This is a genomic window from Streptomyces sp. STR69, assembly GCF_024519455.1.
Classification (GTDB): Bacteria; Actinomycetota; Actinomycetes; order Streptomycetales; family Streptomycetaceae; genus Streptomyces.
Genome location: NZ_JALJRY010000030.1, coordinates 62043 through 74746, shown reverse-complemented (window position 1 = coordinate 74746; position 12704 = coordinate 62043). Strand labels below are relative to the sequence as shown.

The following is a 12704-nucleotide window of genomic DNA, read 5'->3' as shown; positions in this document are numbered from 1 at the left end:
TTGACTAGAAAGCGCTTGCACCCTACGTTCCGTTCAGATGTGTGACCGCAGGCCCCCTCCCGGCATACCTCGTTCACGTACGCGATCACCCGATCCCTCCGAAGGGACGCACCCGCATGCGCACTCGCCCCCGAAGGTCAGCCCTGACGGCCGCCGCGCTCGCCGCCGTCGCCGTGCTCGCACTCCCCCACTCCGCCGCCGCGGCCGACGCCTCGCCGGTCGGCTTCGGCGCCGGGACGACCGGTGGCGGCAGCGCCGCGGCGGTCACGGTGTCGACGCTCGACGCCTTCAAGTCGGCCGTCACCGGCAGCAGTTCGAAGGTCGTCAAGGTCAACGGCCTGATCTCGCTGAGCGGTCAGGTGGACATCGGGTCCAACACGACGGTCCTGGGCGTGGGTTCGGCGTCCGGGTTCACCGGTGGCGGGCTGCGCCTGAAGAAGGTGACCAACGTCGTCGTGCGCAACCTGAACATCAGCAAGCCCCTCGCGCCCGCCGACGCCATCACCGTGCAGGCGTCGACGAAGGTGTGGATCGACCACAACGCCTTCTCGTCCGACCTCGACCACGGCAAGGACTACTACGACGGCCTGGTCGACATCAGCCACGCCTCCGACTACGTCACCGTCTCCTGGAACACCTTCAAGAACCACTACAAGGGCTCGCTCGTCGGCCACAGCGACAACAACGCGAGCGAGGACACCGGGCATCTGCGGGTGACGTACCACCACAACTGGTTCGACCAGGTCAACTCCCGCATCCCCAGCCTGCGTTTCGGCACCGGGCACTTCTACGACAACTACGTCGTCGGCGCCGAGACCGCTGTGCACTCGCGCATGGGCGCCCAGATGTTCGTCCAGAACAACGTCTTCCGTGACACGGAGGTCGCCGTCACGACGAACCGGGACAGCGACGTGGACGGCTACGCCAACCTCAGCGGCAACGACCTCGGCGGAGCCGCCACCGAGATCTCGCAGGTGGGCACGTTCACCAGCCCGCCGTACAGCTACACCGCCGAGCCCGCCTCGACCGTCGTCGCCTCGGTGACGTCCGGCGCGGGCACCGGAAAGCTCTGACCACTCCCCCACCTCGGAGAAGGAATCGGGACATGACTTCTTCCATACGGCCACGCGTGCTGACCGGCGCGCTGACCACCTTCAGCCTCTCCATTGGCATGATCATGGCATCCGGCACCCTCTCGCCGGCCAGTGCCGCCACTTGGCCCACCGCGAGCGGCAGCCAGGCGGTGACCTCGACGATCTCGGTCTCGGGCACCAAGGACTACGGGATGCTGCGCCTGTACGGCAGCGGCGACCTGGGCACGGGCAGCCAGGACGAGGACCAGGGCCCCATCCTGGAGCTGGCCCCGGGCGCCGTCGTGAAGAACGTCATCATCGGCTCGCCCGCCGCCGACGGCATCCACTGCCTGGGCGCCTGCACGCTGCAGAACGTCTGGTGGGAGGACGTCGGCGAGGACGCGGCGACCTTCCTGGGCTCCTCGTCGTCCAACGTGTACACCGTCTCCGGCGGTGGCGCGAAAGAGGCCAGCGACAAGGTGTTCCAGTTCAACGGCGCCGGGACGCTGAACGTCTCCAACTTCGCGGCGCAGACCTTCGGTACGTTCGTCCGCTCCTGCGGCAACTGCAAGACGCAGTACAAGCGCACGATCAACCTCAACACCATCGAGGCGACGTACAAGGGCAGCCGGATCGTCGGCATCAACACCAACTACGGTGACAGCGCGACCCTGAAGGCCATCACGATCGTCGGGGACACCAGCAAGAAGATGATCCCCTGTCAGAAGTACATCGGGAACAACACGGGCGCGGAGCCGACCACCAACGGCACGGGCGCGGACGGGACTTACTGCAAGTACTCGGCGTCGGACATCACCTACAAGTGAGCCCACGGCGATGAAGGCGGCCGTGCCGGGCCCCTCGGGGTCACGCCCTGTTTCCCAGCACGGCCGCGATCAACTCCCGTCGGTGGCGGGTGTATTCGGCGCGCAGGGCGGGGCCCGGCCAATCGGCGGGCAGGAGTTCGGGGGGCAGGACCGGGTCGGCGAGCAAGTGGCGTACGACGGCGGCGAGTACGGTGAAACGATCGGCCGGGCGGTCGGCGGTGGCGGTGATCCGAGTGAGCAGCGCCTCGGCCGTCTTCGCCCAGGCCTCAAGTGGCCACAGGTTCGCGGCGAGTTCGCGAGCGGGCTCCTCGGGGCGGGTGGTGAAGTGCCGGGCCACCGTGCCGAGTTCGTCCGGTCGGGGTCGTAGCAGATTGGCCGGGCGGAGCCAGACTCCCTCGCGGAGTTCGGCGAGCCGCAGTGCGGTCAACTCCCCGCGCAGCTCGGCGCGTTCGGCGGGGCCGCGGCCGGTCGCGGTGACGACGGTCATCTCCCAGTCGCCGTCCCAGGGTTGGGTCTCGGGGTGTACGGCGACGTCCTGGCGGCGCTGGCGTTCCAACAGGCGGTCGCTGAGCCGGTAGACGGCGTCCGTACTCCGCAGATCTCCGGCCGCGACCATCCGGCTGAGCGCGGCCCGCAGGGTGGATCCGGCGACGCCGAGTGGTTCGACGGCGCGCAGCAGATCCCGTACGGGCAGCTCGGGCGGATGTGTACCCAGCAGCAGGCTGAGGACGACCGACCGCGCGGACAGCGGGCGCAGGTCCACCTCGCCGGGCCCTTCCGACTCGTTCATCCGCATGACCTCGTAAGCATGGCCTCGCACTCTACGGCGTCGATTCTCGTGTTACATCATTGATGCGACCGCAGAGATAGTGCAACACTTCCCGTATGGCCCAGACACTCGCGCACACACCGCCGCAGCCCCGGGACGCCACGCACGACGTCACCAACCAGCCCCCGCCCCTGGCCCCGTACGACGCCTCCGAGGACACGGCCCTCCTGGAGGGGCTCCGCCGGGAGGGCGCCGGCTGGGCCGAGGAGGACGTACGGCGGCTCGGCCGGGCGGCGGGCAGCGCGGAGGCGCAGGAGTGGGGCGAGCAGGCGAACCGGCACGAGCCGGAGCTGCGCACGCACGACCGGTACGGCAACCGGATCGACGAGGTCGAGTTCCACCCGAGCTGGCACCGGCTGATGGGGGTCGCCGTCGCCGAGGGACTGGCCGGTGCGCCCTGGGCGGACGAACGTCCCGGTGCCCATGTGGCCCGTACGGCAGGCGGGTTGGTGTGGGGACACACCGAGGCCGGGCACGGCTGCCCGACGTCGATGACGTACGCCGCCGTCCCCGCGCTGCGCGCCCAGCCCGAACTGGCCGCGGTCTACGAGCCGTTGCTGACCAGCCGGGTGTACGAACCGGGCCTGCGCGTCCCGGCCGAGAAGCGCGGGCTGCTGGCCGGGATGGGGATGACGGAGAAGCAGGGCGGCTCGGACGTCCGCACGAACACCACGGCGGCCACGCCCACCGCCGAACCCGGTGTGTACACGCTGCGCGGGCACAAGTGGTTCACGTCGGCGCCGATGTGCGACGTGTTCCTCGTGCTGGCCCAGGCTCCGGGTGGACTGTCGTGCTTCCTTGTGCCGCGTGTCCTGCCCGACGGCAGCCGCAACGTGTTCCGTATCCAGCGGCTGAAGGACAAGCTGGGCAACCGGTCCAACGCGTCCTCCGAGCCCGAGTTCGACGGGACCGTCGCCTGGCTGGTCGGGCCGGAGGGACGCGGCGTCAAGACCATCATCGAGATGGTCAACTGCACCCGTCTGGACTGCGTGATGATGTCGGCGACGCTGATGCGCAAGACGCTCGTCGAGGCGGGCCACCATGTGCGCCACCGCAGCGCGTTCGGCGCGCGGCTGCTCGAACAGCCGCTGATGCGCAACGTGTTGGCCGATCTGGCACTGGAGTCGGAGGCTGCGACGACTCTCACCCTGCGGCTGGCGGGCGCGGCCGACCGTGCGGTGCGCGGGGACGACGCCGAGTCCGCGTTCCGCCGGATCGCCACCGCCGTGGGCAAGTACTGGATCACCAAGCGCGGTCCGGCCTTCACGGCGGAGGCCCTGGAGTGCCTCGGCGGAAACGGCTACGTAGAGGACTCGGGCATGCCCCGGCACTATCGCGAGGCACCCCTCCTCTCCGTCTGGGAGGGCTCGGGTAACGTCAACGCCCTTGACGTACTAAGGGCGTTGAGCCGGGACCCCGGCCCGGCGGACGCGCTGTTCGCCGAACTCGCCCTGGCGCGGGGCGCGGACGCCCGCCTGGACGCGGCGGTGAGCCGGCTGAGGGGCGCGTTGAGCGAGGCGACCGAGACCGGCGCACGCCGCCTCGTCGAGCAGATGGCGCTCACCCTCCAAGCGTCCCTCCTCGTACGGCACGCCCCGGCCGCGGTCGCCGACGCCTTCTGCGCGACCCGGCTGGGCGGCGACTGGGGGCACGCCTTCGGCACACTCCCCGACTCCGCCGACCTCGGCGCGATCCTCTCCCGCGCCCTGCCCGACGGGGACTGACCCTCGGTCACCTCCCGATTCCGCTTCGTTGTCAGTGGCGTGGTGCAGACTCGCGATCAGTTGGCACTTCGTCTGGGGAGGGCAACGTGTTCACGGGGATCGACGAGGTCGACTGGGCCTCGCTGCGCCATGCGTACGGCAGTGCGGCGGACGTGCCCGGACTGCTCAGGGGACTGGCCGCCACGGACCCCGTCGAGCGGGCGAGCGCGCTCGACGGGATGTACGGCGCGGTGCACCACGAGGGGTTGGTGTACGACTCGACACTCGCCTGCGTTCCGTTTCTGTTCGCGCTCGCCACTGACGAGGTGGTCGCGGAGCGGGGCGAGTTGGTGGAGCTTCTGGTCAGCATCGGGCGGGGGCACGGGTCGGCTGAGGCCGTCCTCATGGCGGGGGCCGAGGCCTTTGTCGCGCTCGTCGGCGACCGGGACCCCGGCGTGCGCCGGGCCGCCGCCGAGGGGCTGGTCCGGTTCCTCGATCAACCCGCGCGCGTGCTGGACCTGTTACGGCGGCGGACCACGGCCGAGCGCGACGACCGGGTTCTGCTCGCCCTCGTCGAGAGCCTCGGTCTGTTCGCACGACGGTATCCGGCCCACGCCGCCGAGGCACTGGACACCCTGCTGGCATTCGGCGTTCCGCCGTGCGACCCCGGGCTACGGCTCGCCGCGCTCGGCCAACTCGCCGGCTGCGCGCCCGATCTGCTTCCCGCCGACCTGGTCCCGACGGTCGTGCGCCTGCTCGGGGAGCGGTCCGAGCGGCGTCGGTCGGGGCCCTCGACACCGGCCGAGAGCGGCCCTCCCGAGCCGGACACCCTCGCTGGGCGGTTACGGCGGCTTCGCCCCTCGGACGAAGAGGGCGCCCAGATCGTGCGCACGCTGCACACCGCGCTCGGCGGGCAGGTGACCTATCGGGTCGCCCTGCTGGAAGGGCAGTTGACTGCTCCGGACTCCACCGACCGATGCAACGGGGTGTGGATGTCGGCGGGGCTGTTCCGCGAGTGGCGGGGCGACCACTCGGCGCTCGTCGCGCTGGTCGGCGAGCAACTGGGCACGGAGGCCTACCGGTTGCGCGATGCCGCGGCGTCGGTGCTGGGGGAACTCTTCCACCTGGCCGCGCCGGCCGCCGATCGCCTGCACGCGCTGGTGATCGCGCGCCCCGAACTGTGGACGCAGCGCTTGGAGCGTGGGGCTCCGGCCCTGGGCGGCGCGCTCAAGGCCCTTGCCCGCAGCGGCGATCCACGGGCGACACCGGTACTGGCCGAGGTGCTCGCGCGGCCGGTCGTGCCCGACGACCTGGGACGGGTCGTCGTCCATCTGGGCCACTCGGCCGGACCGCTCGCTCCGGCGTTGCGGCACCGGCTCGGCCGTGTGCCCCTGGACTCCCCGGAGACGTCCGACCGTGCCCTGCCCCTGCTGTCCGCGCTGACCGCGCTCGCCGACCAGGAGGCCGTACCGGAGGTGCTGCGCCTGTTGCGCGGGATGCCGGACGGGGCGCGGTCCGGGCAGCGGGCCGTGACGTCGGCGGTGCGGGCGCTGGACGTGTTCGGGGTCGGGGCGGAGGGCGTCGTACCGGTGCTGCGGGGGCTGTTGGACTCCGAGTGCGCAGGTGTCGCGGCGGGTGCGTTGTGGTCGGTGGAGGGGGATGCGTCGGCCGTACTGCCGTGCCTGTTGCGGGAGTTGGCGGGTTCGGACGGACAGCGGCGCCGGGTGGCCGCGGAGGTACTGGCGCGGGTCGGGGTCTGCGCGCGGGTCGCGCCGGACGGGCTGGCGCGGATGGTCGAGGCGGAGTGCGCGGAGGAGCGGGTCGCGGGGGCCCGGGCGCTGTGGCGGGTGACCGGGGATACGGAGAGGGTCCTTCCGGTGCTGCGGTCGGCTTGGACCGGGCATCCGCGTGTGCGGGGCGCTGTTGCCGCGTGCCTGGTCGACATGGGGGCTGCCGGGGCACCCCTGCATGATCTGGTGGAGGCCGAACTCGCCGGTCCGCGACGGCATTTGGCGCGAGCCGGCGGGCATGGCAGTCAGGACGTTCTGGCGGACGAGCAGTTGTTGGGGATGTGCCGGGAGGTGAGCGCGGGCGGGTACGGCAGGTAGGAGAGATCTGACGGGGAGGGGAACGGGCATGACGAGGGCCCCCGCACCGGCCTGCGTGCCAGGGGCGCTCATGTCATGCCGGGCGGTCAGCCCGTCTTACGACTCCACAGTGGACCGAAGCGTGCCCACTCCTCGTCCCACTGGTCCATGCGCCGGCGTTGCAGCCGGATCCGGAGGGCGCGCGCGCTGATGAAGGGGACGGCTGCCGCGCCCATGCCCAGCAGGGTGCCGATCAGCGCGGCCCGCAGCTGGGCCTGGGACACGGAGGCGGGCTTGGTGACCAGATGGCCCTGCGGGTCGGTCCAGATGGTCACCGGAGTGCCGATGCCGCTGCCGGAGGGCACGCGGATCTGGCCGGTGTGCGAAGAGCCGTCCACGGCCGTCCAGCGGACCTTCGCCCAGACGAGCTCGCTGTTCGTTCTGCCGGAGTTGGCCGGGGAGGGGCCGGGCGCGTCCTGGGTCACCAGTGCCACCACCGGTTTCCACTCGACGCGCTCCTGGGCCAGTTCGTGTTCGACGGACCGGGTCGCCGTCAGACCGGCCAGCACGCCTGCCAGGACGGTGATCAGCCAAGCACCGAGCACGATCCACGACTCCACCGCATCGGCGCGGCGCTTGAGCGGATTGCGCCGCCACCGCCACAGCCACACCTTCGGACCTCGGAACGCCATCGAAGGCATCCTCCTCATGAACGCACTGACACGCCGAACCGCCCTCCCATACGGGAGACGTCTCCTCGATGCTCACGACGAATACCCCGACTCGACGGTCCCATGGTTGACGAGGTGTGCGCGGGCTTTTCGCGAGAGGTGTTTCCGGGATCTGCCCGACGGGTCCTGAACAGGGTCCTGACCTGCGGTGACGTCGGTTCCAGGGGTGACTGTCAGTGGTCGGGTGCAGACTGGCGGGTGAGGGGGGCGAAGTGGCCAAAAACATGGTGGAGGCGATCGTCATGACCGAGGTGCTGCTCGCGGTGGGCACGCGAAAAGGCCTGTTCATCGGGCGCAGGCGGGGTGGAGTCTGGGAGTTCGACGAGAGTCCGTACTTCAACGCGCAGGCGCTGTATTCGGTCGCTGTCGACACACGGGGCCACATGCCGAGACTGCTGGCCGGTGGTGACAGCGCTCACTGGGGTCCGTCCGTGTTCCACTCCGACGACCTGGGGCGTACGTGGGTCGAGCCGGAGCGGCCGGCCGTCAAGTTCCCGAAGGACACGGGGGCTTCACTGGAGCGGGTGTGGCAGCTGCACCCGGCCGCGGCGGAACCCGAGGTGGTGTACGCGGGTACGGAACCGGCCGCGTTGTACCGCTCCGAGGACCGCGGCGAGAGCTTCGACCTCGTCCGTCCCCTCTGGGAGCATCCCACCCGCTCGCGCTGGGTGCCGGGCGGCGGTGGAGAGGGGCTGCACACCGTCCTCACCGACGCGCGCGACCCGAAGGCCGTGACGGTCGCCGTCTCCACGGCCGGGGTGTTCCGCACCCGGGACGGGGGCGCGAGCTGGGAACCGTCCAACTCCGGTGTCTCCGCGGTGTTCCTGCCGGAACCGAACCCCGAGTTCGGGCAGTGCGTGCACAAGATCGCGCAGGACGCGGCGACCCCGGACCGGCTGTATCTGCAGAACCACTGGGGGGTGTACCGCAGCGACGACGCGGGCGCGCACTGGACGGACATCGGCGAGGGGCTGCCGTCCACGTTCGGCTTCACGGCCGTGGCCCATCCGCATCGCGGCGACACCGCCTATGTGTTCCCGATCAACGCGGACGCGGACCGCGTGCCCGCCGGACACCGCTGCCGGGTCTTCCGTACGGCCGACGCGGGCGGAAGCTGGGAGCCGCTGTCGGCAGGGCTGCCGACCGAGGACCACTACGGCACGGTGTTGCGCGACGCGATGTGCACGGACGGCGCGGACCCGGCGGGCGTGTACTTCGGCAATCGCAACGGCGAGGTGTACGCGTCGGACGACGACGGGGACAGCTGGCGGCAGTTGGCGTCCCATCTCCCCGATGTGCTGTGCGTGCGCGCCGCGGTGGTCGCATGAGGACGGGAACTCCCCTGCGCGCGACGCCGGCGAACTCGGGGACCGGAACCGCCTTGTGGGCAACTGCCTTATGGGGAGGCTTCGTTCACGCGGGCCCACAGTCCGGTCGTTCTCGGTCTGGCTCGGGCCACCGGTTGATCGTCGAGCCGTGTGCGGCAGTAGGGTGACGCCCGTGGCACCACGACCGTTGCATGAGATTGTCGAACCGGGCTGGGCGAAAGCCCTGGAACCCGTGGCCGGACGCGTCGCCGAAATGGGGGACTTCCTGCGCGCGGAGATCGCCGCCGGGCGCACCTATCTACCGGCCGGGCCGAATGTCCTGCGGGCCTTTCAGCAGCCCTTCGACGACGTCCGCGTCCTGATCGTCGGACAGGATCCGTACCCGACCCCGGGACACGCCGTGGGGCTGTCCTTCTCGGTGGCCCCCGAGGTACGTCCGCTGCCGCCGAGCCTGCTCAACATCTACCAGGAGCTGAACACGGACCTGGGACTGCCCCAGCCGTCCAACGGTGATCTGACGCCGTGGAGTCAGCAGGGGGTGCTGCTGCTCAACAGGGCGCTGACCACGGCCCCGCGCAGTCCGGCCGCGCATCGCGGCAAGGGCTGGGAGGAGGTCACCGAGCAGGCGATACGGGCGCTGGCCGGGCGCGGCAAGCCGCTGGTGTCGATCCTGTGGGGCCGCGACGCCCGCAATCTGCGCCCCCTCCTCGGCGACCTGCCCGCGGTGGAGTCCTCCCACCCGTCCCCGATGTCGGCCGACCGCGGCTTCTTCGGCTCCCGCCCCTTCAGCCGCGCCAACGACCTGCTGGTCCGGCAGGGAGGACAACCCGTGGACTGGCGCCTGCCGTGACCGGTCCGGAGGACGACGGTTCGGACGGGGCGGCGGAATCACCGGGTGCTTCGGGCGGGCCGCTTCCCTCCGCTGTCCCTCCCGCACGGGATGCCGGCGCCGGGTTCCTCGCCGTGGACTCCGGAGGCTCCGGGCTGCGGGCCGTCGTAGGGGAACTCGGGCGTCCGGTGTCCGCGCCGGTCGCGTCCGGGGAGCCGGTGCGGACCGGTGCGCGGGGGATCGACGCCGGGCATTTCATGGAGCAACTGGTGCCCATGGTGCGGACGTTGGCCGATGAGGCCGGGGGCGTCGAGTGGGGTACGGCCGTGATCGGGGCCACCGGGCTCGCCTCCCTCGGGGAGGAGTTGCGGGACGAGTTGCCGGGGGCGCTGGCGCGGGAGTTCGGGGTGCGGACGGTCGCGCTCGTCGCCGATGCCGTCACCGCCTATGTCGGTGCCCTCGGGGCGCGGCCCGGTGCCGTGGTCGCGGCCGGTACGGGACTCATCGCGGTCGGCACCGATCTCACCGGCTGGCGGCGGGCCGACGGTTGGGGACATCTGCTGGGCGACTGCGGTGGCGGGGCGTGGATCGGGCGGGCCGGGCTGGAGGCGGCGCTGCGGGCGCACGACGGGCGGGACGGCGGTTCCGGGCCGTTGCTGGCCTGCGCCGAGAAGCAGTTCGGGCCGATGCCGGAACTGCCCGGCAAGCTCTATCCACGGCCGGACCGTCCCGCCGTACTCGCCTCCTTCGCGCCCCGCGTCGCCCAGTGCGCCCCGGACGATCCGGTGGCGGCCGGCATTCTGCGTGCCGCGGCCCGGCACATGGCCGAGTCGGCCGCCGCGGTCTGCCCGACGGCCGGCGAGCCTCAGGTCGCCCTCACCGGTGGCCTGTTCCGGATGGGCGACCCGCTCCTGGTACCCGTGCACGAGGAGTTGGCGAAACGGCTGCCGCACGCGCGGCCGGTCGCGGCGGCGGGCGATCCGCTGGACGGTGCCGTGCGAATCGCGCGTGACCTCGCGGCGGGTGCGCTCACCCTGCCGGTCGACGGCGTGATGGTGCACGTGGTGAGCGGGGCGGGGCGAGGTGATCACTTCTGATCCGTGCGTAACTCATCAGACAAAACAGGACGGATACCGCTCACCTGCACCCTCCCCGAACAGGGGAGCCCAAGAAGCCAGTAACATGCCTCGCCATGAGCTCCCCCACTGGGCCCGCGTCCGGCCTGCCAGTACGAATGCCGCGACCTCGCCAGCCCGGGCGGCACCGCCGACCCGAGCCGCTGGCGGCTCCCGAGGGCGCGCCCGCGCTGGTGCTCGCCGTGCCGGGCACGCCCAGCGCCGCCACGCGCAGCCTCGCCGAGGAGGTCGTGAGCATCGCGCGCTCCGAGCTGCCCGGTCTCGACGGGCGCATCGGTTACCTCGACGGGGACGACGCCGAGTTCCCCACGCTGACGGCCGTGCTCGCGCATGCCGCCGAGGAGCGCACCGCCCGCTTCGAGCAGGCCAGGGCCGCCGGTGCCGACGTCAAGGAGCCGGACGGTCCCGTGGCCGTCGTCGTACCGCTGCTCGCCGGTCCGGACAGCGCGCTGCTGCGCCAGGTCCGCCAGGCCGTCATGGACAGCCGGGTCGCGGCCGATCTGACCGATTCGCTCGGCCCGCACCCGCTGCTCGCCGAAGCGCTGCACGTACGGCTCTCCGAGGCGGGGCTGGCCCGTGCCGACCGTGCCCGGCTGTTCACCGTGGCGACCGCCGCGGACGGCATCATCCTCGCGTCCGTGGGCGGCGAGGAGGCCGTGCAGGCGGCCGGTATCACCGGCATGCTGCTCGCCGCGCGGCTCGCTGTGCCGGTGATGGCGGCGGCGCTGGACCAGGAAGGTTCGATCGCGGCCATCGCGGAGCAGCTGCGCGGGTCCGGCTCCCAGCAGCTCGCGCTGGCGCCCTACCTGATCGGCCCGGAGATCGACCCGGGTCTGCTCCAGGCGGCGGCTGCCGAGGCCGGCTGTTCGGCCGCCGAGGCGCTCGGCCCGTACCCGGCGATCGGCAAGCTCGCGCTCTCCAAGTACACGACGGCGCTGGGTATCGCGCCGCCGCAGCCGCAGGGCGCGCCGGTTCGCTGACCCGATCCGGTCCGCACTGGCTTGTCCTGGCCTGGCACGTGTAACGCCGTAGCGCCGAAAGGGCCCCTCCTCAAGCGGGAGCGGGCCCTTCGGCATGCCATGAGCACAGCGGCGGGGTCAGTCGAACACCACGCAGGACGCGGCGGTCACGTCGATCGAGCCGCCGGGGCGCGGGACGCCGGTGGCGGGGTCGACGGCGAACCAGGTCACGTCTCCGGACCGCTCGTTCGCCACATACAGGTACCCCCCGGCCTCGGCGAGGGCGCGCGGCCAGTGGCCCCCGCAGGGCACCGTCCCGACCAGGCGCAGCCCCTCCCCCTCGACGGCGAGCACGGACAGCACGTCCTCGCCGCGGGTCGCCGTCCAGACGAAGCGGCCGTCCGGCGAGGTGACGATGCCGGAGGGGTAGGCGGCGTCGCCCGCCGGTGCGCCCGGCAGTACCGGGGTCTGGGCCAGCGGCTTCAGTGCGCCGCTCTCGGCGTCCCAGCGGCAGACGGTAACGGTCGTGGTGAGTTCGTTGAGGACGTAGGCACGGTCGCCGTCGGGGTGGAAGGCGAGGTGGCGGGGGCCCGAGCCGGGCCTGAGGGCGATCTCGCGGTGCAGTACGGGGCGTCCGTCGTCCAGCGTGCACACCAGCACGGAGTCGGTGCCGAGGTCGATACCGACGGCCCAACGGCCGCTGGGGTCGGGCTGGATCTGGTGGGCGTGCGGACCCTGTTGGCGTCGTTCGTGCGGGCCCGAGCCGCTGTGCTGGAGCTGTCCGGAGGGGCGGTCCGCCAGGGTGCCGTCCGGGCGGACCGGGACGGCGGTGACGCTGCCGGAGCCGTAGTCGGCGGTCAGGACGTGCCCCGCGTACAGGCTCAGGTGGGTCGGTCCCGCGCCGCCGAGACGCACGGGCGGGCCGAGCGGTTCGGGTTTGTCGCCGTTGACGCGGTACGCGGCCACCGCGCCCTCGGCCGTCTCGCTGACCGCATAGAGGGTGTCCCCCTCGGGCGCCAGGGCCAGATACGAGGGGTCGGGGACGCCGTCGACGCTGCTCAGAACGGTCAGCGCGCCGCTGTGCGCGTCCACGGTCGCCGCGACGACACCAGGGCCGCCCGCCGCCGTGAACGACCCGATGAAAGCCCGCCGTTGCCGCCTGCCGCCGTCTGTCACCGCTGTCCCCTCTCGGTTCAGTGCTG

General features: G+C 71.9%; 11 protein-coding genes. 8 read left to right on the top strand and 3 right to left on the bottom strand.

Going from position 1 to position 12704, the window contains the following annotated elements; translation table 11 throughout:
- The first annotated feature begins 116 nt into the window (after positions 1-116).
- Complete coding sequence (locus OC490_RS39110) at positions 117-1073, top strand: polysaccharide lyase family 1 protein (RefSeq protein WP_262062798.1); 957 nt, start codon at positions 117-119, stop codon at positions 1071-1073.
- 32 nt (positions 1074-1105) lie between these two features.
- Complete coding sequence (locus OC490_RS39105; protein WP_262062797.1) at positions 1106-1900, top strand: pectate lyase; 795 nt, start codon at positions 1106-1108, stop codon at positions 1898-1900.
- A gap of 40 nt (positions 1901-1940) precedes the next feature.
- Here OC490_RS39105 and OC490_RS39100 read toward each other — a convergent pair whose 3' ends face one another.
- A complete protein-coding gene (locus OC490_RS39100; RefSeq protein ID WP_262062796.1) occupies positions 1941-2696 on the bottom strand; it encodes a PaaX family transcriptional regulator C-terminal domain-containing protein in 756 nt (251 codons plus the stop codon).
- An 89-nt stretch (positions 2697-2785) separates the two neighbouring features.
- Between OC490_RS39100 and OC490_RS39095 the strand changes: the two genes are divergently transcribed.
- Positions 2786-4453: an acyl-CoA dehydrogenase family protein gene (locus OC490_RS39095; protein WP_262062795.1), complete on the top strand. Its 1668-nt coding sequence runs from the start codon at positions 2786-2788 to the stop codon at positions 4451-4453.
- An 86-nt stretch (positions 4454-4539) separates the two neighbouring features.
- Positions 4540-6540, top strand: a complete 2001-nt coding sequence (locus OC490_RS39090) for a HEAT repeat domain-containing protein (RefSeq protein ID WP_262062794.1) — start codon at positions 4540-4542, stop codon at positions 6538-6540.
- Between the two features lie 86 nt (positions 6541-6626).
- On the opposite strand, the gene OC490_RS39085 is transcribed toward OC490_RS39090, so the two are convergent.
- Positions 6627-7211: a hypothetical protein gene (locus OC490_RS39085; RefSeq protein WP_262062793.1), complete on the bottom strand. Its 585-nt coding sequence runs from the start codon at positions 7209-7211 to the stop codon at positions 6627-6629.
- Between the two features lie 215 nt (positions 7212-7426).
- Between OC490_RS39085 and OC490_RS39080 the strand changes: the two genes are divergently transcribed.
- The 4 genes from OC490_RS39080 to OC490_RS39065 all read left to right on the top strand — a co-directional run bounded on the left by OC490_RS39080 (position 7427) and on the right by OC490_RS39065 (position 11523).
- Positions 7427-8578 (top strand): WD40/YVTN/BNR-like repeat-containing protein, encoded by a 1152-nt coding sequence (locus OC490_RS39080; protein ID WP_262062792.1) that lies wholly within the window; start codon positions 7427-7429, stop codon positions 8576-8578.
- A 172-nt stretch (positions 8579-8750) separates the two neighbouring features.
- Entirely contained in the window at positions 8751-9428 is a 678-nt protein-coding gene (locus OC490_RS39075) for a uracil-DNA glycosylase (RefSeq protein WP_262062791.1), read from the top strand.
- 113 nt (positions 9429-9541) lie between these two features.
- The gene (locus OC490_RS39070; protein ID WP_262062856.1) at positions 9542-10504 is read left to right on the top strand and encodes an N-acetylglucosamine kinase; all 963 of its coding nucleotides are present in this window, start codon (positions 9542-9544) and stop codon (positions 10502-10504) included.
- Positions 10505-10599: 95 nt separating this feature from the next.
- The gene (locus OC490_RS39065; protein ID WP_262062790.1) at positions 10600-11523 is read left to right on the top strand and encodes a sirohydrochlorin chelatase; all 924 of its coding nucleotides are present in this window, start codon (positions 10600-10602) and stop codon (positions 11521-11523) included.
- A 117-nt stretch (positions 11524-11640) separates the two neighbouring features.
- Here the strand turns inward: OC490_RS39065 and OC490_RS39060 are convergent, their stop codons facing one another.
- Positions 11641-12678, bottom strand: coding sequence for a lactonase family protein (locus tag OC490_RS39060; protein WP_262062789.1), 1038 nt, complete (start codon positions 12676-12678; stop codon positions 11641-11643).
- Positions 12679-12704 lie beyond the last annotated feature (26 nt).